At 66.9% G+C, this 19,858-nt stretch carries 19 protein-coding genes; 7 read left to right on the top strand and 12 right to left on the bottom strand.

Annotated elements, in window-relative coordinates:
* From WBV89_RS21655 to WBV89_RS21640, 4 genes are all read right to left on the bottom strand, one after another.
* Positions 1 to 810, bottom strand: an 810-nt coding sequence (locus WBV89_RS21655) for a glycosyltransferase family 2 protein (RefSeq protein ID WP_423983405.1), incomplete at its 3' end; no start/stop codon positions are given.
* Entirely contained in the window at positions 803 to 2,200 is a 1,398-nt protein-coding gene (locus tag WBV89_RS21650; RefSeq protein WP_423983404.1) for an exopolysaccharide biosynthesis polyprenyl glycosylphosphotransferase, read from the bottom strand. The genes WBV89_RS21650 and WBV89_RS21655, both read right to left, overlap by 8 nt.
* 9 nt (positions 2,201 to 2,209) lie before the next feature.
* Positions 2,210 to 3,481: an ABC transporter ATP-binding protein gene (locus WBV89_RS21645; protein ID WP_423983403.1), complete on the bottom strand. Its 1,272-nt coding sequence runs from the start codon at positions 3,479 to 3,481 to the stop codon at positions 2,210 to 2,212.
* An 8-nt stretch (positions 3,482 to 3,489) separates the two neighbouring features.
* The gene (locus WBV89_RS21640) at positions 3,490 to 4,287 is read right to left on the bottom strand and encodes an ABC transporter permease (protein WP_423983402.1); all 798 of its coding nucleotides are present in this window, start codon (positions 4,285 to 4,287) and stop codon (positions 3,490 to 3,492) included.
* Positions 4,288 to 4,326: 39 nt separating this feature from the next.
* Here WBV89_RS21640 and WBV89_RS21635 point away from each other — a divergent pair, with 39 nt between their 5' ends.
* From WBV89_RS21635 to WBV89_RS21610, 6 genes are read left to right on the top strand one after another with little or no spacing between them, the layout of a single operon-like run.
* Positions 4,327 to 5,817: a hypothetical protein gene (locus tag WBV89_RS21635; protein ID WP_423983401.1), complete on the top strand. Its 1,491-nt coding sequence runs from the start codon at positions 4,327 to 4,329 to the stop codon at positions 5,815 to 5,817.
* 33 nt (positions 5,818 to 5,850) lie between these two features.
* Positions 5,851 to 6,111: a hypothetical protein gene (locus tag WBV89_RS21630; protein ID WP_423983400.1), complete on the top strand. Its 261-nt coding sequence runs from the start codon at positions 5,851 to 5,853 to the stop codon at positions 6,109 to 6,111.
* Complete coding sequence (locus tag WBV89_RS21625; RefSeq protein WP_423983399.1) at positions 6,111 to 7,991, top strand: glycosyltransferase; 1,881 nt, start codon at positions 6,111 to 6,113, stop codon at positions 7,989 to 7,991. The genes WBV89_RS21630 and WBV89_RS21625 overlap by 1 nt, the downstream gene beginning before the upstream one ends.
* Positions 7,992 to 8,007: 16 nt before the next feature.
* The gene (locus WBV89_RS21620) at positions 8,008 to 8,328 is read left to right on the top strand and encodes a hypothetical protein (RefSeq protein WP_423983398.1); all 321 of its coding nucleotides are present in this window, start codon (positions 8,008 to 8,010) and stop codon (positions 8,326 to 8,328) included.
* A complete protein-coding gene (locus WBV89_RS21615) occupies positions 8,328 to 9,974 on the top strand; it encodes a glycosyltransferase family 2 protein (RefSeq protein WP_423983397.1) in 1,647 nt (548 codons plus the stop codon). Before WBV89_RS21620 ends, WBV89_RS21615 begins: the two co-directional genes overlap by 1 nt.
* Positions 9,971 to 10,864 (top strand): glycosyltransferase family 2 protein, encoded by an 894-nt coding sequence (locus WBV89_RS21610; protein WP_423983396.1) that lies wholly within the window; start codon positions 9,971 to 9,973, stop codon positions 10,862 to 10,864. Before WBV89_RS21615 ends, WBV89_RS21610 begins: the two co-directional genes overlap by 4 nt.
* Positions 10,865 to 10,918: 54 nt before the next feature.
* Here the strand turns inward: WBV89_RS21610 and WBV89_RS21605 are convergent, their stop codons facing one another.
* The 3 genes from WBV89_RS21605 to WBV89_RS21595 all read right to left on the bottom strand — a co-directional run bounded on the left by WBV89_RS21605 (position 10,919) and on the right by WBV89_RS21595 (position 14,910).
* On the bottom strand, positions 10,919 to 11,506 hold the full coding sequence (locus WBV89_RS21605) for an HhH-GPD-type base excision DNA repair protein (RefSeq protein ID WP_423983395.1): 588 nt from the start codon (positions 11,504 to 11,506) through the stop codon (positions 10,919 to 10,921).
* A 91-nt stretch (positions 11,507 to 11,597) separates the two neighbouring features.
* Positions 11,598 to 14,348 (bottom strand): pyruvate dehydrogenase (acetyl-transferring), homodimeric type, encoded by a 2,751-nt coding sequence (aceE, locus tag WBV89_RS21600; RefSeq protein WP_423983394.1) that lies wholly within the window; start codon positions 14,346 to 14,348, stop codon positions 11,598 to 11,600.
* A gap of 130 nt (positions 14,349 to 14,478) precedes the next feature.
* Positions 14,479 to 14,910 (bottom strand): ribonuclease H family protein, encoded by a 432-nt coding sequence (locus WBV89_RS21595; protein ID WP_423983393.1) that lies wholly within the window; start codon positions 14,908 to 14,910, stop codon positions 14,479 to 14,481.
* 121 nt (positions 14,911 to 15,031) lie between these two features.
* Here WBV89_RS21595 and WBV89_RS21590 point away from each other — a divergent pair, with 121 nt between their 5' ends.
* The gene (locus WBV89_RS21590) at positions 15,032 to 15,808 is read left to right on the top strand and encodes an SDR family NAD(P)-dependent oxidoreductase (protein ID WP_423983392.1); all 777 of its coding nucleotides are present in this window, start codon (positions 15,032 to 15,034) and stop codon (positions 15,806 to 15,808) included.
* Between the two features lie 3 nt (positions 15,809 to 15,811).
* Here the strand turns inward: WBV89_RS21590 and WBV89_RS21585 are convergent, their stop codons facing one another.
* From WBV89_RS21585 to WBV89_RS21565, 5 genes are all read right to left on the bottom strand, one after another.
* Positions 15,812 to 16,981, bottom strand: a complete 1,170-nt coding sequence (locus tag WBV89_RS21585) for an LLM class flavin-dependent oxidoreductase (RefSeq protein ID WP_423983391.1) — start codon at positions 16,979 to 16,981, stop codon at positions 15,812 to 15,814.
* A gap of 78 nt (positions 16,982 to 17,059) precedes the next feature.
* A complete protein-coding gene (gene argJ, locus WBV89_RS21580) occupies positions 17,060 to 18,217 on the bottom strand; it encodes a bifunctional glutamate N-acetyltransferase/amino-acid acetyltransferase ArgJ (RefSeq protein ID WP_423983406.1) in 1,158 nt (385 codons plus the stop codon).
* Positions 18,217 to 18,711: a MarR family winged helix-turn-helix transcriptional regulator gene (locus WBV89_RS21575; protein ID WP_423983390.1), complete on the bottom strand. Its 495-nt coding sequence runs from the start codon at positions 18,709 to 18,711 to the stop codon at positions 18,217 to 18,219. The genes argJ and WBV89_RS21575 overlap by 1 nt, the downstream gene beginning before the upstream one ends.
* A 68-nt stretch (positions 18,712 to 18,779) precedes the next feature.
* Positions 18,780 to 19,271 carry an SRPBCC family protein gene (locus WBV89_RS21570; protein ID WP_423983389.1) on the bottom strand — a complete coding sequence of 164 codons (492 nt, stop codon included), beginning with the start codon at positions 19,269 to 19,271 and terminating at the stop codon, positions 18,780 to 18,782.
* 38 nt (positions 19,272 to 19,309) lie between these two features.
* Positions 19,310 to 19,858, bottom strand: a 549-nt coding sequence (locus WBV89_RS21565) for an FAD-dependent oxidoreductase (RefSeq protein WP_423983388.1), incomplete at its 5' end; no start/stop codon positions are given.

The raw sequence follows: 19,858 nt of genomic DNA, 5'->3' as shown, positions 1-19,858 counted from the left end.
GATCAGCTGCCGCAGGCGCAGCGACTGCGGATGCTTGCGCAGCACCACCGCCTTCCACCAGCCGTATTCGTAGTACTGCCGGAACAACGCTTTCCACGTCGAGCGCGGGGTGTAGCCGACCGACAGTGACGGATCGAACCACACGACCCCACCGGCCGAGCGCAGTCGGATGTTGAGCTCGTAGTCCTGGTTGCGGATCAACGTTTCGTCGAACAACCCGACCGCTTCGATCGCCGCCCGATCGAACACTCCGAGATACACGGTGTCGACCGCACCGGCTGCCGTTCCGACCCGATACGACGCGCCACCCGTCCCGAGCACCGACGAGGTCGCGTCGGCGACCGCCTGCTCGAACGGAGTCGTCGGTTCGGGCCGCTGCACACCGCCGACGTTCGCCGCTCGTGTCTCGCGCAGGATCTCGACCGATCGTCGGATGTAGCCGGCGGAGAGTTCGCTGTGGCCGTCCACCCGGAGCACCACGGGTGCCGTCCCGGCTCGGATCGCTGCGTTCAACGCACTCGGTGTCCGACCCGACGGATTGGCGACGACCACCAGATCGTCGGACTCGGCGGCCAGTCGCTCGGCGAGTCGTTCGGTGCCGTCATCGCTCGGACCGACGCCGAGGATGATCCGGACGGTTCCGGGATACGCCTGGCCGCGAACCGACGCCAACGCGGTCTCGAGGTGCGGTGCCTCGTTGCGGATCGGCATGACGACGTCGACGTCCGGCCACGCGTCGGACGAACGCCAATCGTCCCGGACAACTGGTGCCTGGCACGATTTGTCCGGGGTGGCAGACTCGTCAGACACGGCGGGACAACACGACCCAGACGGTGCGAGCGAGGATCTGGATGTCGGTCACCAGCGACCAGTTGACGAGGTACTGGATGTCGTAGCCGAGCTTGAACTCGGCATCGGTCCCGTAGCGTCCCTCGATCTGCGCCAGCCCGGTCAGGCCGGGCGGCAACTCGTTGCGCCGCACGTAGCCGGGCACCCGCTGGGTGATCTCGGCGACCAACTCGGGTCGCTCGGGTCGGGGACCGACCAGCGACATGTCGCCGCGGAGCACGTTCCAGAGCTGGGGCAGTTCGTCGGCACGCATCGAGCGCATCCACTTCAACGCCGGCACGATCCGGTCGTCGTCGAGGGTCGCCAGACGAGCTCGTCCATCCTCTTCGGCGTCGACGATCATCGTGCGGAACTTCACGCAGTCGAACAGCTGGCCGTCGCGGCCGACGCGGACCTGGCGATAGAGCACCGGCTTGCCCGCGATGACGCGGACATAGAGCGCGACCAGCGCGATCACCGGGACCCAGATCGGGATGGTGACGATCAGCGTGAGCACGTCGAACACCCGCTTGAGACGCACCTTGTAGCCGGGCACGGTGTGTGAGCGCAGCGCGACGAACGGCATGCCGCCGATCTCGCGCACCGACCGCAGCCCGAGCAACGTCTCGCGGGCGCTCACCCGCTGCAGAAATCCGACGCCGGCCAACTCGAGCGAGTTCAGCGGCTCCGGATACACCGAGCCGAACGCGGTCACATCAAGCAGCAGCACGTCGGTCGCGTCGTGCTCGACGATCGAATCGACGAGCAGGTGGGGCTGTTCGACCCGATCGGTGACGACTGCCCGCTGGTCACTCGCGGCGAGATGGGCGGCGGCCAGATCGACCGCGTCGGCCGCACCTGCGAGGACGACTCGCGGAGGGCCTTGTCGACGAAGTGTCGCCCGGCGAGCCAGGACCCGGTTGAACACGAGGACGAACGAGGCGAGCGTGAGGAAGACAGCGAGGTTGAGGCGCGGCATCAGGTAGCGATCGAGGACCACGAATGCGAGGCCCTGGACGGCGACACCGATGCCGGTCGCAAGGATGATCTTCGGCCACCACGGACTGCGGCCGAGGCGCGGTTCACGCTCGTAGAGGCCGGTGAAATAGTTGACCGTGATGTGGATCGCGGTGGCGATCGAGAAACCGACGACGTAGTACGACAACGCGTACGTGTCCCAGTCGAAGGAGAACCCGAAGCGGACAAAGCTGATCGCCACCATCAGCGCGAACAAGGTGACGGCGTCGAGGAGTCCGAGCATCCGGAACCCGCGGGCCCACAGCCAGGTCAGCGGCACCGAGAAGACGCGGACGATCCATTCGACGGCCGCAGGGAACGGCCGTGGCGACGGAGCGCGGGACGCGAGAGCCATGACGGGAAGTCAGGTTATGTCATCGGGTTCGGAACCCGGCGGGACCTCGCGGTCGTAGCGCTCGGCCGAGACCCCGTCACCCGCCCACGTCCAGGTCGGCCGCAGCGTCACGAAACCGTCGGCCTCGCTGGTCTCGCCGGCGAGCACGTCGAAGGAGCGTGCGTTCTGCACGTGGTCGTACACGTGCTTGCGGCTCCACCCGGAGACTTCGGTGTGGATGACGTACGAGCCCGGGATCAGCGCCAGGTCGCCGACCGAGATGTCCACGTACCCGCTTCCGTCGACCGAGACCGGAACAGCCCGAGCGTCGCGGCTCGACGGCGCGGTCACGGTGATGCCCTCGAGGCTGCTGATCATCAGGCTGAACACCGGATTCGGCACGGGCTCGGTGGACTCGAAGTGCACCCGGAACGTGACATCGTCGCCGGAGCGGACACGCTCCATCCGCGTGTCGGCGACCAGGACGTCGACCTTGGTGACCCGCACCGGCCCGTCTCCTCGGCGTGACGATCCGTCGTCGGACGCCTGCGCCTCCAGCATCGTCTCGGTGTAGATGTCGATGACGTCGGCCGGTGGACCGTCGGCCTTGATCTCGCCGTGGTCCAGCCAGATCGCCCGGTCGCAGAAGTTGCGGACGCTGCTCGTGTCGTGCGTGACCAGGACCAGGGTGCGGCCCTCGTCGCGGAACTGGACGAACTTCTCCATGCACTTCTGCTGGAATGTGACGTCCCCGACGGCGAGGATCTCGTCGATCAGCAACAGGTCGGGATCGACGTTGATGGCGACCGCGAACGCGAGACGTACGTACATGCCCGACGAGTAGTTCTTGACCGGCGTGTCGATGAACCGTTCGAGTTCGGAGAACGCGACGATGTCGTCGAAACGACGAGCGATCTCGGGACGCGCCATCCCGAGGATCGCGGCGTTGAGGAACACGTTGTCGCGTCCGGACAACTCGGGATGGAAGCCCGCGCCGAGTTCGAGCAGCGCCGCCATCCGCTTGTTGATCGAGATCGATCCGGCGTTCGGCGTGAGGATCTTCGCCATGCACTTGAGCAACGTCGACTTGCCCGAGCCGTTGTGTCCGATGATGCCGACGGCCTCACCGACCGGTACCTCGAACGACACGTCGTGCAACGCCTCGAAGACCTCGTAGCGATTCCGCCCACCGGTCGCGATGAACTGCTTCAGCGACGTCGCTCGCTCGTGGTGCACCTTGAACGTCTTGGTCACCGAGTCGACGCGCAGCGCGATGCCGTCCGCCGCGGCGCTGTCGTTCACGAGCCAGCTCACAGTTCCTCCGCGAACCGGGGCGAGAGACGATTGAAGACGGTGGCGCCCGCGATCAGCGACACGATCGCGTACCCGGCGACCAGCGCCCATCGTGCGGGATGCGGCCACTGGCCGTCGTACAGGATTTCCTGCGATGCCCGCACGAAGCTGCCGGTCGGGCCGAGGCTCGTGATGATCCGCAGCCACGCGTACGGGATCTCCTCGGTGACGAAGATGATCGGGCTCGCGTAGAACAACAGCTGGGCGACGATCGTCCACAGGTAGTTGATGTCGTGGAAGAACACGTTGGCGGCCGAGAGCAGGAGCGCGATCCCGGTCGTGAACATCACGACGAGCACCATCAACAGCAGCATCGGTGCGAGCCACGGCAGCACCATGTGGCCGAAGATCAGGAACGCGACGCTCAGCACGAGGAGCTCGATGAGGAGGGTGGCGAACTGGGCGATGATGATCGACAGCGCCAGGTGCTCGTGCGGGAACGACACCTTCTTGATCAGGTTCGCCCCCTCCTGCACGGATCCGATCGACGCGGTCACCGAGATCGCGAAGAACTGGAAGGGCAGCATCCCGGCGAGGAAGTAGAGCGGGAACACCTCGAGACCGCTCGGATCGCCGATCGGGGGTTGGCGCTGGAAGATGTACAGGAAGACGACGCTGAAGATCACCATCTGGCTCAACGGGTTGAGCAGACTCCAGGCCCAACCCAGAACCGACTTGCGGTAGCGGGTGCGCAACTCCTTCAGCGACAGGAGGTAGAGCAGGTTGCGGTGCGCGACCGCTGTCCGGAGCGACATGCGATCCACGACGCTAACCGCCCCGCTAGCCTCTCGCACGTGACCGACGAGACGTCCGCCGACGCCTCGACCACCGCCGAGTTCGAGGTGTCGCCGATTGTCCACGAGCCGCCGTCGTCCGAGCGGGCGATGCCGTGGGAGCGGATCGACTGGGTCGCGTGCGCCGTGCTCACCACGATCACGATCATCGTGGTCGGGCTCCACGTGCGGGCGTATCCGACACTGTCGCCGATCGACGAGCTGCAGCACATCGACTACGTGATCAAGGCGGGTGACCTCGACTTCCCACACGGCAATGACCTCGTCGGTCAGGAAGCGTTGGAGGAGGCCGCGTGCCGGGGCGTCGACGTGTCGGGCTACCAGCCCGCAGCGTTGCGACGGTCGCGCGTGATCACCCGCCCTCTTGCGAATTCGAGCGCCGCGCCCGGGAGCAGCGGAGGACCGGTCGAGAGTGGACCACCGGTCTGCGGAAATGATCTCCATGATCCCGCCGACTTCCAGGAGAACGGGGTCAACACGGCGGCACGACAGTTCCCGCCGTACTACCTCGTCACGGGCGTCGCGAGCCGAGCGGTGGCCGCGACGGGCATCGTCGGGAGCCAGGTGACCGCCGCCCGCGTCGTGGGTGGGTTGTGGGCCGGAGCGGCGTGGAGCGTCATGTGGTATGCGATGTCGCTGCTCGGGGTGCGTCGCCGACAGCGAGCGGTTGCGCTGGCACTCCTGATCGCGACACCATTGACGCTGTTCCACGCTGCCACGGTCAATGTCGACGCCGTCCTGATGTTGACGGGAGCGTTGGCTCTCGTCGCCACGCTCAAGTTCGAGGCCGGGCGCCTCCGCGGCGCACTGCTGATGCTCGTCTACTTCGGGCTGTATCTGGTCGAGCCGACCGTCTTCCTCGCGATCTGTGCATCGGCGGCCTACCTGCTCGCACGCGTCACCCCGCGCCCCGACGTGGCGACGTGGAAGCGGATCCTCCCGTTGACCGTCTTCCCGCTGGTGCTCGCGCTCCGGCTCTGGTTCTACCGCCCGCTGCAGCAGACACTGGCTCCCGATTCGCCCGTCACGAATCGCCCGACGATGTACGTCGACAACGCGTTGCCGACGGGCGGGATCGACTGGTCGAACGTGCTGGCGCAACTCGACGCCAACTTCCTCCCGATCACGAAGCCGTACATCCCGCCGTTCCTCGACGAACCGTGGACCGACGTGTTCATCCATCTCGCCAACTGGTTCCTGATCGGCACGCTGTTGATCGCGGCCTTCCGGTACCTCCGCGATGACCGGGTCGTGTGGTTGGCCCGGGCGGCGATCGTCACGTTGCTGGCGTCGGGCCCGTTCTACACCTGGTCCTTCGCGTACTTCAGCGAGGCGAACTTCGCGGCACCGGGCCGCTTCGCCCTGCCGATGATCGTCTTCATCGCCGTGGTGGGCGCCGCGGCGATGCGGACTCGGTCGGCATTCGTGGTCGGCGCAGTCGTCGCTGCGGGCTCGCTGTTCAACACGGTGTACCTGCTCGCGACGCCGTGACCTGCTTGCGGGTGAGGGATATCGTGATCGGCCATGGCAGGAACCGGCGTTGACCCCGATGTCGAGAGGCGCCTCGTCGAACTCGAAGCCGCGTCGGATGCCCGCCGTCGCGAGTTGAGCGACGTGATGCAACATCTCCCCGCCGAGGTCAGTCGTCGCGACGTGCTGCGTGACAGCGTGCACGACCTACGCATCAACAACGGCCCAGCGTCGCTCGTCCGGCGCGCAGGGCGGACTGTGGCCGATCTGTCGCGTTCACTGCTCAACCGGGTCCGGACGCGTTCGGGCCGCTGATGCACAACCGCGACGTCCGCGTCTTCGTGGCGGCGAACGGCAACGCGTTCATGCGCGACATCGCCTCGTGGATCGTCGAGGCGGCCGGCATGGGCGGACGCGATGCGGCGCTGGTCGATGACCGACCTCCGCAGTCCGACGGGTCGATCAACCTCGTCGTGGCCCCGCACGAGTTCTTCCTGCTCGGGGCATGTGACCCAGAGGCGATCGCGGCAGCGGCACGATGCAGCATCCCGATCTGCACTGAGCAGCCCGGCACCGGATGGTTCCTCCGATCGCTCGCCTACTGCGTCGGGAGCCCGCTGGTCGTCGACATCAACGCGATCGGCGTCGCAGCGATCGAACGCGAAGGTGTCCGTGCCCACCGCTTGCAATTGGGAGCCGTGCCCGGAATCGACCGATGGTCGCACATGATTCCCGCCGCGGAGCGCGACGTCGACGTCGTGTTCCTCGGCGCAGCCACCGAGTACCGGGCTGAAGCGCTCGCCTCGCTCGCACCGGTGCTGTGGGGGCGCTCCAGCGACATCCGTGCCTTCCCGGTCCGTCGTCCGATCGTCGGCGGAGAACCCGGGCTCGTGTTCGGCGTCGAGAAGTACGACCTGCTCGCGAACGCGCGGGTGCTCGTCAACCTCCACCGGAGCGCAGGAGCGTCGTCGGAGCGGTACTTCGAGTGGGCGCGGATGGTCGAGGCGATGGCCAACGGCTGTGTCGTCGTCACCGAGCCGTCGACCGGATACGAGCCGTTGATCGCCGGTGAACACTTCATCGAGTGCGAAGCCGCAGACATGGGCGCGGTCATCGCGGGTCTGCTCGACGACGAATCACGTCGGAGTCGAATCGCGGGTGCGGCGTACGACGCGGTCAGGGGTCCGCTCGGGCTGGAGAGATCGGTCGGTGAGCTCCTGCGAATCATCGAGGCCGAGCGGATCGGGATCAGTCCGCTGCCCGCCACCCGCCGGGACCGGCGTACCGCGCGTCGACTCGCCGCCCGGGCCGATCCACCACCGCTGTTCCCCGTGTACAAGCCGTACCGGGAGGCGCGGCGCACTGTCTACGACGCCTTCGTCACCGAGGTCGAGCACCGGCGCGAGATCGGCCGCCTCCGCGCCCTCGTCGAGCACGGCGACGAACTCCACACGACGGTCGAACACGGAGGGACCCGCACGGAGCAGCCGGCGGAGGTCGGCGTCGTCGTCACCATGTTCGACTACGCCCACACGGTGGTCGAGACCCTCGACTCGATCGCCGCGTCGACCGACGTCACCCTCGAGATCGTCGTGGTCGACGACTCCTCACGCGACGACGGACCGGATGTGGTCCGTCGATGGATGGCCGAACATCCCGATGTCGCAACCACGCTGGTCCGCTGCGCCGCCAACCGCGGTCTGCCGGGGGCGCGCAACCTCGGAGTCGAGTACGTCCGCTCCAACTCCCTGATGATCATGGACGCCGACAACCTGGTGTACCCGACGTGCCTGCGACGTCTCGCGGACGCGCTGGAGGCCGACTCGGGCGCGGCGTTCGCGTACTCGACACTCGAGGCCTTCGGCGACGCGCCCGGGCTGCGCAGCGCCTACGGATGGCATGTTCCATGGCTGTGCGATGCGCCGTACATCGATGCCCAGGCGATGTTCCGGACGTCGGCGCTGCGTGACTTCGGCGGGTACCGCGTCGATGCCGACGCGTACGGATGGGAGGACTGGGACCTCTGGCTCGGGCTCGCCGCTGCGGGGGAGTACGGCGTCCACGTCACCGAGATGTTGGGTCGCTACCGAACGCAAGCCTCGTCGATGGTGTCGCTCACGAACCTCGCGGCCGATGGGCTGCGGGCGTCGCTCGTCGAGCGATACCCGCATCTCCCGTGGCCAGAGCTGAGCTGAGTACGGTGCCGTTACGATGACGACCGTGCCCCGGGAGCCCGAGCTGGAGTCCGAACTGGACCGTCTCCGCACCCTGGTCGGACCATCGGAGGTCTCGTACGCCGCACTGCAGACCGATGTCGTCGAGGCTCAGCGGGTCGCGGGCGAGGCGGTCACCGAGATGGGCGATCTGCGTGGCCGGATCGTCGAACTCGAGGGTCATCTCGCCCGTGCGCGCCAGGACCAGGACTTCCTGCAGCGACGGATCGAGATGACGGCATGGGAAGGCGCGATGTACCGGGCGCAACGGCGCTGGCGGATCTCGGTGGTTCCCCGCGTGAAGCGGCTCTCCGATTGATGTCGGAATCGACGGACCGCGAGTCCACGGTGACGCCGCGCTTCAGCGTGTTGACGTCGGTCTTCAATCCGGACCCGAGCCATCTCGAGGCGTGTCTGGCATCGGTCGAGCAACAGACGTTCGCGGGATCGTTCGAGCACATCGTCGTCGACGACGCATCGAGTCGGGTCGAGGTCCGCAGCGTGCTGAACGGACTCGAGCAGTTGCCGTGGCGCCACGTCATCCGGCGTCCGGCCAACGGCGGTGTCGTCGCCGCGTCGAACGATGCGCTCGCCGCCGCCTCGGGCGATGTCATCGTCCTGCTCGACCACGACGACGTGCTCGCCCCCGAGGCGCTCTCCCGACTGGCCGAGTTCTTCGAGGAGAACCCCGATGCGCAGGTCGTCTACTCCGATCACGACCTGCTGCGCTTCGACGATCGGTTGTACTCGCCGGTCTTCAATCCCGACTTCTCACCCGAACGCCTGCGCAACCACAACTACATCACGCACCTGGTCGCAGCGCGGCGTTCACTGGTCGTCGACATCGGCGGATTCACCGTCGGCACCGACGGAGCCCAGGACCACGATCTCCTGCTCCGACTCTCCGAGCACGTCGACAGGTTCCACCACATCCCCGAGATCCTGCTCCACTGGCGTCAGTCCGCGACGAGCTTCTCCGGGGATCCGGAGACCAACAACGCGGCGTTCGAACGCGAGGTGGCCGTCGTCGCCGCACACCTCGAACGCTGTGGGATCGAGGCCGCCGTATCGCGGGCGGCGAACCCGGGTGTGGTGCGCATCGAGCGCTGCGTCCACGGTGTCCCGACCGTGTCGGTCGTCATCCCGACGTGCGGATCGCGCGGGAGGATCTGGGGAGTCGAGCGGATCTTCATCCACGACGCCGTCGCCTCGCTGCTCGCCGATGCCGACGATCGGATCCGCTTCGAGATCGTCGCGGTGATCGACGCCGACACCGACGAGGTCGTCGAGCGCGGCCTGCGACAGATCGTCGGCGATGCGCTCCGGATCGTCACGTACACCGACCCGTTCAACTTCTCCGACAAGATCAATCGGGGTGTCGCAGCGGCGACCGGCGACTTCGTGCTCCTCCTCAACGACGACACCGAACTCATCGCTCCCGGCAGTGTCGCCGAGATGGTCGGACTCGCCCAGAGCGAGGACATCGGAATGGTCGGAGCGAAGCTGCTGTTCGAGGACGGCACCTTGCAGCACGGCGGGCACCTGTACCACGGCACGATCTCGCACTCATTCCTCGGCTGGCAGGGGGATCACCCGGGTCCGCACCGCATCCTGGCCGTCGAACGTGAGTGTGCCGGTGTGACGGCCGCGGCAGCGCTGCTCCGGCGCGAGGTCTTCAACCGCATCGGAGGGATGAACACGGCCCTGCCGGCGAACTACAACGACGTCGACCTCTCGCTCACGGTGCGTTCGGCCGGATACCGGATCGTGTGGACGCCGTACGCGTCGTGGTACCACTTCGAGCAGAAGTCGTTCGATCACCCGATCGCGCAATCCGAGATCGACGAGATCGAACGGCGCTGGGGTGACTTCCTGCGCCACGATCCGTACTCGAATCCCAACCTCGCGCCGGGACGGACCGATTGGCTCGAACTGCCACTCCGTTCCGGAGCGACCCCACTGTGACCGAGTCACCTGCGGCAGTCGTCGTGGTCACGCATCGGGGTGCGGACCCGATGGTGCGCGCCTGCCTGTCATCCATCGACGCGGCGACCGCACGCCCGTCCGTCACCGTCGTCGTCGACAACAGCGACGGGCCGGTGCTCGCTGCGGATGCGTACGGTCCCGGCGTCAGCGACGTGGTGCGGATGGACAACCGGGGGTTCGGCGCTGCTGCCAATGCCGGAATCCGCCGCGGCCGCGACCTGGCTGCCGTGGGCGCACCGGTCGTGGTGCTCAACGACGACCTCGAGGTCGCTCGCGACTGGCTCGAACCCCTCGTCGCGGCACTCGACGCCGACGACCGGCTGGGAGCCGTTCAGCCCGCGCTCGTCCGCTCCGGAACCGACCGGATCAACAGCCTCGGTGTCGAACTCGATCGTTTCGGCGCCGGTTCGGACATCGGTCTCGACCGGCCGCTGGTGTCGCTCGGCGACCCGCTGCCGATCGAGATCTTCACCGCGGGAGCGGTGCTGCTCCGGGCGGGATTCGTCGACGACACCGGCGGCTTCGACGAGCGCTACTTCTTGTACTACGAGGACGTCGACCTCGCCTTGCGCGGCGCCGAACAGGGGTGGCGCTACCGGTGCGAGACGTCGAGCATCGTGCACCACCACGGCGGGTCGACGACCGGCGGGATGGGTGACGCGCTCGTCCGCTACCAGGAACGCAACCGCCTGTGGGTGGCCGCACGGTTCGGCTCGCCGGTGACCTTCGGTCGAGCGGTCTGGCTCTCGGTCCGCCGCCTGCGCCATCAACCTCGCGACGCCCACCTGCGAGCGCTGGTCACCGGACTCGCCGGCACCCCCGGCGCAGCGATCCGCCGCATCCGCCGTCGGGTGTCAGGCACACGATGACCGAACCGTGAGTCGGACAACCGGTGCCTGACACCAGTTGTCCGGACTGCTGGATCAGCCGGTGGGGCGGTCCTGTTTGTCCTTCTTGGCGGCCTTCTGCGCCTTCTTCCACTCGCGGACGTTGCCGAGTGACACCTCGTCGAAGACATCGGCAACCGACCGCGGGACGTCGTCGCCGAACTTGCCCGCGGCCTCGCGCCATCCGTCGGGCTCGACACCCTGGGTCTTGCCGAGCAACGCCACGAAGATCTTCGACTTCTCGTCCCCGTAGCCGGGGAGCGCCTTGAGCCGCTTGTAGATCTCCTTGCCGGTGTCGACCCCGAGCCAGAGGTTCTCGGCGTTGCCGTCGTAGTCGTCGACGAGCGCGGTGCACACCTGGTGTACCCGCTTGCCCATCGAACCGGGGAAGCGGTGGATCGCCGGCTTCTCACAGCAGATCGACACGAACGCCTCTTCGTCCATTGCAGCGATCTTCGTGGGGTCGAGGTGGCCGAGCCGGTTCTTGAGCGTGTTGGGCCCGTTGAACGCCCATTCCATCGGGACCTGCTGATCGAGCAGCATCCCCAGCAGCAGCGCGTTCGGATCGGTGTTCAACAGCTCGTCGGCGGCCTCGTCACCGGTGATGTACAACGTCCCAGCCATCACCCCAACCTACCCGCCGCCTGGGCACCACTTCTCGAACACCGATCCGCCCGGGAGCGTTACGTAACGGGTCTGACCCGTTACGTAACGGTCAGGCGGTGTAGGAGTTCCAGGGGTCGAGGGCCTCGGGATCGATGTCGTAGCGGGCGATCGCATCCTCGACGACCGACGCGTCGACGACGCCGTCGGCGAACAGCCCGGACAGCACCGCGACCACGACGTGTCCCGTGTCGATCTCGAAGAACCGCCGCAACGCCTCGCGGGTGTCGGAGCGCCCCATGCCGTCGGTGCCGAGCGTGGTGAACGTCCGGTGATTTCCGTCGTCGTGCACGAACTGGCGGATCTGATCGGGGACGATCGACATGAAGTCCGACACCGCCGTGATCGGGCCGTTCGACTCGGCGAGCCGTCGGGTCACCAGCGGGACCGATTTCTCGCCGCTCGGATGGAGACGGTTGTGACGCTCCGCCGTCAAGCCGTTCTCGCGCAACGCCTTGTACGAGGTGACCGACCAGAGTTCGGCCGCGACCCCATAGTGCTCGGCGAGTTCGGCGGCAGCGGCTGTCGCCGCAAGGTGGGTGACACCGGAGAACAGGATCGTCGCAGGCTGTGCATCGCCGTCGACCTCGGGCGCCTCGGCGTATCGGTAGATGCCCTCGATGATCTGCTCGGCGAGCCCGTCGATGGCGGGCATCTCGGGCATCTCGTAATTCTCGTTGTAGAGGGTGATGTAGTAGAAGACGTCGGTCCAGTCGGCCGGACCTCCGCCGTACATCCGGTCGATGCCGGCCTGGATGATCACGCCGACCTCGTACGCGAACGCCGGGTCGTAGGCCTGCACCGCCGGGACCGTCGACGCGAGCACGAGGCTGTGACCGTCCTGGTGCTGGAGACCTTCGCCCATCAACGTCGTGCGACCGGCGGTCGCCGCCATCAGGAACCCGCGGGCGCGGATGTCGGCGGCCTGCCAGATGAGGTCGCCGACGCGCTGGAAACCGAACATCGAATAGAACGTGTAGAACGGGATCATCGGCACGCCGCGGGTGGCGTACGACGATGCGGCGGCGATGAAGCTCGCCATCGAGCCGGCCTCGGTGATCCCTTCCTCGAGGATCTGGCCCTTCGTCGACTCCGAGTACGAGAGCAGCAGGTCGTGGTCGACCGGCTCGTACTTCTGGCCTTGCGACGCGTAGATCCCGATCTCGCGGAACAGCGAGTCCATGCCGAACGTCCGGGCCTCATCGGGGATGATCGGAACGATCCGGCTGCCGGCCTGCGTGTCGCGCGTGAGGCTGCGGAGCATGCGCGTGAACGCCATCGTCGTCGACACCTCCTGCCCGTGCGATCCGGCCCACATCTCGGCGAACGACGACGGTTCGGGCAGCGACAGGGAGCGTCGGACATGCGTCGTCCGCTTCGGCAGCGCGCCGTCCAATGCGCGGCGTCGCTCGGCCATGTACTGGTACTCGACGGAGTCCTTCGACGGGATGAAGTAGGGCGGGTCGTCCGCCTCGATCGCGTCCTCGGGGATCTCCTCGTGGAGGTGCAGACGGTCGCGCAGATCGACGATCTGCTGCTTGGTCATCTTCTTGATCTGGTGCGTCGAGTTGCGGCCCTCGAACCCCTCGCCGAGGGTCCATCCCTTGACCGTCTTGGCCAGGATCACCGTCGGACGCCCGGAACCGAGGTTCTCCGTGGCTGCCTTGTACGCCGCGTACAGCTTGCGGTAGTCGTGACCGCCGCGTGGCAGGTTGCGGAGGTCGTCGTCGGACAGGTGGCTGACCATCTGGCGCAGCCGATCGTCCGGCCCGAAGAAGTTGTCGCGGATGTACCCGCCGTCCTCGATCGCGTACCGCTGGAACTCGCCGTCGACGGTGTTGTTCATCTTGTTGAGCAGCGCACCGTCCTTGTCTTGGGCGAGCAACGGATCCCACTTGGAGCCCCACACGACCTTGATCACGTTCCACCCGGCACCGCGGAACACCGCCTCGAGTTCCTGGATGACCTTGCCGTTGCCGCGGACCGGCCCGTCGAGGCGCTGGAGGTTGCAGTTGACGACGAACACGAGGTTGTCGAGTTGCTCACGAGCGGCGAGCGAGATCGCACCGAGCGTCTCGGGCTCGTCGCACTCGCCGTCGCCGAGGAACGCCCACACCCGGCTCTGGGAGGTGTCGTCGATCTGGCGGTTGTGGAGGTAGCGGTTGAAACGAGCGTGGTAGAGCGAGGTGATCGGACCGAGCCCCATCGACACGGTCGGGAACTCCCAGAAGTCGGGCATCAAACGCGGGTGCGGATACGACGACAGGCCGCGACCGCCACGGCCGATCTCGCGACGGAAGTGGTCGAGGTCGTCGGCGGTCAGCCGGCCCTCCATGAAGGCGCGGGCGTACACGCCCGGGGCCGCGTGGCCCTGGAAGTAGACGTGGTCGCCGGCGTTGCCGTCGTCCTTGCCGCGGAAGAAGTGGTTGAAGCCGATCTCGTACAGCGCGGCTGACGACGCGAATGTCGACAGGTGGCCACCGATGCCATCGGCGGCCTTGTTCGCCTTGACGACCATCATCGCTGCGTTCCAGCGGACGAATGCGCGGATCCGGCGTTCGATGTGTTCGTCACCCGGGAACCAGGGTTCCTGTTCGAGCGGGATGGTGTTCACGTACGGCGTCGACACGGTCGCGGGGAACGACACCTGGGACTCGTTGGCGCGCTCCATCAGGCGCGAGAGCAGATACCGGGCGCGGGTCTTGCCGTGGCTGTCGACGACGGCGTCGAGGCTGTCCAACCATTCGGCGGTTTCGGTCGGGTCGATGTCAGGCAGCTGGTGTACGTGGCCGTCGAAGATCATGACCGCCAGTGTCGCAGGGTTACCGATCGGTAGTCACCAAGTCCTCTGAAATGGGGCCGAAATTCGCGTTTGCCCGTTGCGACGTGACGCCCGACAACTGGTGCCAGGCACCAGTTGTCCGGCGGTGACGTCAGCGGGGCGTCGCGGCGACGGCGAGACGATCGACGAGGTCGTTCATCGGATCGCCGCTGTGCCCCTTCACCCAGCGGAAGGTCACGTCGCCGTTCTGGACGACCTCGATCAACGGCTTCCACAGGTCGGTGTTGGCGACCGGCTGCTTCTTCGAGTTCTTCCAGCCGTTGCGTTCCCACTTGACCCACCACCGGTCGTTGAAGCAGTTGACGACGTACGTCGAGTCGGACACGATCTCGATCGGGGTCCCGTCGGCGCCGAGCGTGCGGATCGCGTCGAGCACCGCATAGACCTCCATGCGCTGGTTGGTCGTCGCCGCCTCGCCGCCGCACCCGGATGGTTCGCCGTCGGGCGACACAGCCCATCCCCACCCTCCGGGGCCGGGGTTTCCGCTGCATGCGCCATCGGTGAATACGACCAGTCGTGACATCGCCGCCGAACCTACCGGCCAACCCGCCGACCACGATGCGCGTCGGTGCCAGGCACCGACGCGCATTCTCGTGGGAGCGACGATTGCACCCGACATCGTGCCGGGATCTATCTTCGGCGGCATGGACATCACAGGTGCAAGTGCAATCGTCACGGGTGGAGCCTCCGGCATCGGAGCGGCCTCGGCCCGCATGCTCGCCGCCAAGGGCGCAAAGGTCGTCATCGCCGACCTCAACGAGGAGGCGGGCACCGCGCTCGCCGACGAGATCGGTGGAGCGTTCGCCAAGGTCGACGTGACCAACACCGACGATCTGATCAACGCCGTCGAGATGGCGAAGTCGATGGGACCCGTACGCGTGCTGGTGAACTCCGCCGGGATCGGCTGGGCGCAGCGCACCATCGGCCGCGATGGCACGCTCGAGTCGGCCGCGAACCTCGACGCCTTCAAGAAGGTCGTCGCGATCAACCTGATCGGTTCGTTCGACGCCATCCGCATCGCCGCCACGGCGATGAGCACATCCGAGCCGCTGGAGCACGGCGAGCGGGGTGCGGTCGTCAACATCGCATCGGTTGCTGCGTTCGACGGCCAGATCGGCCAGGCCAGCTACTCCGCCTCGAAGGGTGGCGTCGTCGGCATGACGCTGCCGATCGCCCGTGACCTGTCGGCCGCCGGGATCCGCGTCAACACCGTCGCACCGGGGCTGATCGACACGCCGATCTACGGCGAGGGCGAGGCCAGCGAGCAGTTCAAGGAGAACCTGCAGAAGGGCGTTCTGTTCCCGAAGCGTCTCGGCGATCCGGAACAGCTCGCGTCGATGGTCCTCGAGTGCGTGACCAACAGCTACATGAACGCCGAGACGATTCGCGTCGACGGCGGGATCCGGATGCCCCCGAAGTGATGCTCAGGTCGTGGCGAGGTCCGACTGCTCCTTCTCGTAGCGAGCAGTGGCCTCGTCCACGGCCGTCAGCTGCTTGTCGGCCAGCTCGGGTCGAGAGCTGCGGGCGCGATCCGCGGCACCGATGAGTGACGACACGCCGTTCTGGAACCGCGGCATCACGTGGCGGGCGAACAGCTCGTAGCTCTTCTTGGTCGACTCGTTGTTCGCCCAGTTGTGCGAGAGCGTGAGGTAGGCGCCGAACCCGCCGTTCGACTGTTCGAGCAGTTCCTCGATCTGGGCGATCGCCTGGTCGGGCGTGCCGATCACTCCGAGGCCGCCGTTGACGAAGTCGACCATCTCGTCGATGTCGCCACCTTCGACGGCCATCTGCGGGAACGCCGCCACGTTCTGGAAGTAACGGAACCACTGGACGATTCCGTACTCGACGTCGCGGCGCGCCTGTTCCTCGGACTCGGCGAGATGCATCAGCCCGACGAGTCGCCACTTCGCCCGGTCGGCGACCTGACCGTGCTGCGCCGCCACGTCCTCCTGGATCGACCAGTGGTGCGCGAGCACGTCCATCCCGATCGCCACGGTGGCGCCGAGCGACAGCACACCGGCGCCGTAGCGCCCCGCGATCTTGGCGCCCGACGGCGACGCGACCGCTGCGACCGCGATGTCGAACAACGGGTCGGAATACGGGCGGAGGTGGAGGCGGGCATCTTTCAGGGTCAAGCGATCCGACGAGTAGCTGATCGGCTCGTCGGAGGTGAGGAGATGCATCACGATCTCCATGTACTCCTCGAGGAGCGGTCGCATCTGCGACGGTTCGAGCCCGAGCATCGCGGCATCGGTCGGCAGCGCGCCCGGACCGACGCCGAGCATGATCCGTCCGCGGGTCAGGTGATCGAGCAGGACCATTCGCTCGGCGACCCACAGCGGGTTGTGATACGGCAGCGAGACGACCCCGGTCCCGAGCTTGATGTGCTTGGTACGCGCGGCCGCGGCGGCGATGAAGATCTCGGGCGACGCGATGATCTCGCTTCCGGCCGAGTGGTGTTCGCCGATCCACGCCTCGTCGAACCCCAGCGTGTCCATGTGCGCGAGCAGATCGAGATCGTGCTCGAACGACAGCGTCGGATTGTGCTCCGGCGGATGGAACGGTGCCATGAAGGTGCCGAATCGAAGTCGCATACAGTTTCCCCTTTGGTGACGAGTGTTCCCCCGCACGCGACCGTAGACCCTGCAGTCGGGATGGTCGACCCCCGGGCGTCAGGTCGTGTAGTCGGCGTTGAAGCGGACGTATTCGTCGCTGAGGTCGCAGCCGTACACGGTCGCCTCCGATGCGCCGGTCGCCAGCGAGACGTGGATGAGGACGTGGTCCGAGCTCATGAACTCGGACAATGCCGCGAGATCGTCGTCGTCGAGGAGTTGCGGGTAGACCTCGGTCGACCCGAATCGGATGACGACGCGTTCCTGGTCGATGTCGATGTCGTCGGAGCACTTCCCGATCGCCATCGCGACGCGGCCCCAGTTCGGGTCACCACCGTGCACGGCGGTCTTGACCAGGGGCGAGTTGACGATCGCCTTCGCGACGCGACGGGCCTGGCCGGGGTCGGCAGCCCGGTCGACGCGCACTTCGATCAGGGAGTTGGCGCCTTCGCCATCGCGCGCGATCTGCTTCGTCAGGTCGAGGCACACCGTTTCGAGGGCGTGTTCGAACGCTGCGAGATCGACCGGCCCGGCGTCGCCCGACGCGAGGACCACCGCCGAGTCGCTCGTCGAGGTGTCGGTGTCGATACTCACGCAGTTGAACGTGCGATCGACCACGCGGCGGAACGCAGCGTCGAGATCGTCCGACGAAAGTTCCGCGTCGGTGAAGACCAGCGAGATGTGGGTGGCCATGTCGGGTTCGATCATCCCGACACCCTTTGCCATCCCGACGACCCGAGCCGTGCTGCCCTCGACCGTGGCCTCGGCCACCTTCGCGTGGGTGTCGGTCGTCATCATCGCGGTGGCGGCGGCGGTTGCGTCGGTCTCGGCCGGCTCGGCGGGGAGCGCGGCGATTCCGGCGCGGACCCGATCCATCGGATACCGGCGGCCGATCACCCCGGTGGACGTGACGACGATGTCCGTTTCGTGGGCGCCGATGCGGTCGGCGACCGATGCGGCGACCTCGAATGCGTCCTCGCGGCCCTGTCGACCGGTCGCGACGTTGGAGTTCTTCGAGATGACGACGACCGCGCGGGCCATTCCGTTCGCGACGTGGTCACGGCTGAGAGTCACGCTCGGGCCGGCGAAGAGGCTGCGCGTGAACATCGCCGAGCAGGGCACGGGACGCGCCGCGGTGATCACGACGAAGTCGTCGGTGTCGTCCTTGATGCCGATGTTCGCGACGTGATGGCGGAATCCGTGGGGGAGCGAGATCATCACGCGACGTCGCTGGCGGTGGATTCTTCGTCCGTCGCCTCGTCGGACTCGGCAAGGCCCGCAGAGATCGCTTCGAAGATGGCCGCCAGCGCGTCGACCTGCTCGGTCGTGAGATGATCGAAGATGCGGCGACGGACGCTCGCGACGTGATGTGGCGCCGTGCGTTCGAGCAGTTCGCGTCCGGCATCGGTGAGGACGGCCATCATCACCCGACCGTCATCCGGCGAGGGACGTCGCGTGACGTGTTCGCTCCGGACGAGTCCGTCGAGGCGACGCGTCAGCCCACTCGGTGACAGTTGGAGCGCGACCGCGAGGTCACACATCCGCATTGCGTCGTCCTCGGCTGCGGCCAGGTAGACGAGGACCTGGTAGTCGCCGAGCGTCACGTCGTGTCGGACGAGGTCTCGTTCGAGCGCGGCCAGCAGGTCGCCGTTCGTGTCGATGTAGGCCCGCCACGCAACCATCTCGCGTTCGTTGAGCCAGGTGGATGCCATGGCGATCAGAATATCCGGGGTGGACGTGCCCGGCGTCCCCGGTTCGTCGGATCCCACCGAACAGTGGGTCAGGTGGAGGCTGCGCCGTCGACCAGCTCGGCCAACCTCACGAGGGTCTTCTCGATCCCGTCGGCGTTCTTCTCCGGGTACTTCAGCATGCGCAGAATTGTGTGGCCGCGCGACGGGCGCCAGTCGAACTCCTCGGTGATCCGGGTACCGCCCGCGACCTCGTCCAATCGGTACCGCCAGATGTGTCCCCCGAAGTGGCGCCAGGCGATCGTCTCGTTCTCGGTGAATTCGACGACCTCGTTGGTCATCCGATACGGCACGAACATCTTCATGTCCATCCCGAACTTCGCGCCGAGCGAGAGACGTTCGGGTGCGGTGTCGCGGCTGGCCTGGACGGTCCCCGAACCGTCGAACTCGCAGTGGCGCGACGGGTCGGCGAGCAGATCGAAGATGGCACCCGCAGGAGCATCGACGACGATACTGCGCCGCTCGACCTGGTCGGGGGCGTCGTCGACCGAGACGGTGTGGCGGGTCGGTGGTTCGCTGGACATGTGGGTCTCCTCGGCGGGTTGGCTCGACCCCGAGCTTCTCACGCTTCGAGCATCGCCGCCACGGCCTCACCGCATCGTCGCCCGGAGAACAGGGCACCCTGGATCGAGGCGGTGTCTCGGTGGTCGCCACACACGAATCGGCCGTCGTCGAGGTGCACCGACTGCTTCGGTGAGAACGGTGGAGGTTGTCGGGGTTGCCCGTGCGGGATCCGGTAGGTCGCGACGTGCTCCCAGTCGTCGACCTGCGCGCCCCACCATCGGCGCATCTGTCGTCGTGCCGCGTGTTCGAGGTCGCCGTTCGACTGGCCGGGAATCGCCGCGGCGATGAGATGCCGACCGGGCGGGGCGTAGCTCGATGCGACGTTGCTCATCACCGCCGCGTTGAGAACCGGCCCGACACCCGTTCCGTCGAGGATGACACTCTTCGAAGCGGTCGGAGCGCTGTCGGCGGCGAAGTACACGCATCCTGCGGCCTTGGACCTCACTTCGTCGAGGTCGAGCAGGTGACTCGCGGTCGGGCCGTCGGTCGCGACGACGACCGCCGCGGCGTCGATCTGTTCGCCGCCGTCGAGGCGAATCGACGTCGC

Source organism: Ilumatobacter sp. (assembly GCF_049588435.1).
Taxonomy (GTDB): Bacteria; Actinomycetota; Acidimicrobiia; order Acidimicrobiales; family Ilumatobacteraceae; genus Ilumatobacter_A.
This window is presented reverse-complemented; position numbering and strand designations above follow the sequence as displayed.

Coding starts and splice junctions, on each gene's coding strand:
- argJ (WP_423983406.1), bottom strand. CDS start 18,217: ATGATCTCGCTCCCCCACGGATTCCGCCATCACGTCGCGAACATCGGC.
- WBV89_RS21575 (WP_423983390.1), bottom strand. CDS start 18,711: ATGGCATCCACCTGGCTCAACGAACGCGAGATGGTTGCGTGGCGGGCC.
- WBV89_RS21605 (WP_423983395.1), bottom strand. CDS start 11,506: ATGGCTGGGACGTTGTACATCACCGGTGACGAGGCCGCCGACGAGCTG.
- WBV89_RS21595 (WP_423983393.1), bottom strand. CDS start 14,910: ATGTCACGACTGGTCGTATTCACCGATGGCGCATGCAGCGGAAACCCC.
- aceE (WP_423983394.1), bottom strand. CDS start 14,348: ATGATCTTCGACGGCCACGTACACCAGCTGCCTGACATCGACCCGACC.
- WBV89_RS21650 (WP_423983404.1), bottom strand. CDS start 2,200: ATGGCTCTCGCGTCCCGCGCTCCGTCGCCACGGCCGTTCCCTGCGGCC.
- WBV89_RS21585 (WP_423983391.1), bottom strand. CDS start 16,981: ATGCGACTTCGATTCGGCACCTTCATGGCACCGTTCCATCCGCCGGAG.
- WBV89_RS21570 (WP_423983389.1), bottom strand. CDS start 19,271: ATGTCCAGCGAACCACCGACCCGCCACACCGTCTCGGTCGACGACGCC.
- WBV89_RS21615 (WP_423983397.1), top strand. CDS start 8,328: ATGTCGGAATCGACGGACCGCGAGTCCACGGTGACGCCGCGCTTCAGC.
- WBV89_RS21640 (WP_423983402.1), bottom strand. CDS start 4,287: ATGTCGCTCCGGACAGCGGTCGCGCACCGCAACCTGCTCTACCTCCTG.
- WBV89_RS21590 (WP_423983392.1), top strand. CDS start 15,032: ATGGACATCACAGGTGCAAGTGCAATCGTCACGGGTGGAGCCTCCGGC.
- WBV89_RS21625 (WP_423983399.1), top strand. CDS start 6,111: ATGCACAACCGCGACGTCCGCGTCTTCGTGGCGGCGAACGGCAACGCG.
- WBV89_RS21630 (WP_423983400.1), top strand. CDS start 5,851: ATGGCAGGAACCGGCGTTGACCCCGATGTCGAGAGGCGCCTCGTCGAA.
- WBV89_RS21620 (WP_423983398.1), top strand. CDS start 8,008: ATGACGACCGTGCCCCGGGAGCCCGAGCTGGAGTCCGAACTGGACCGT.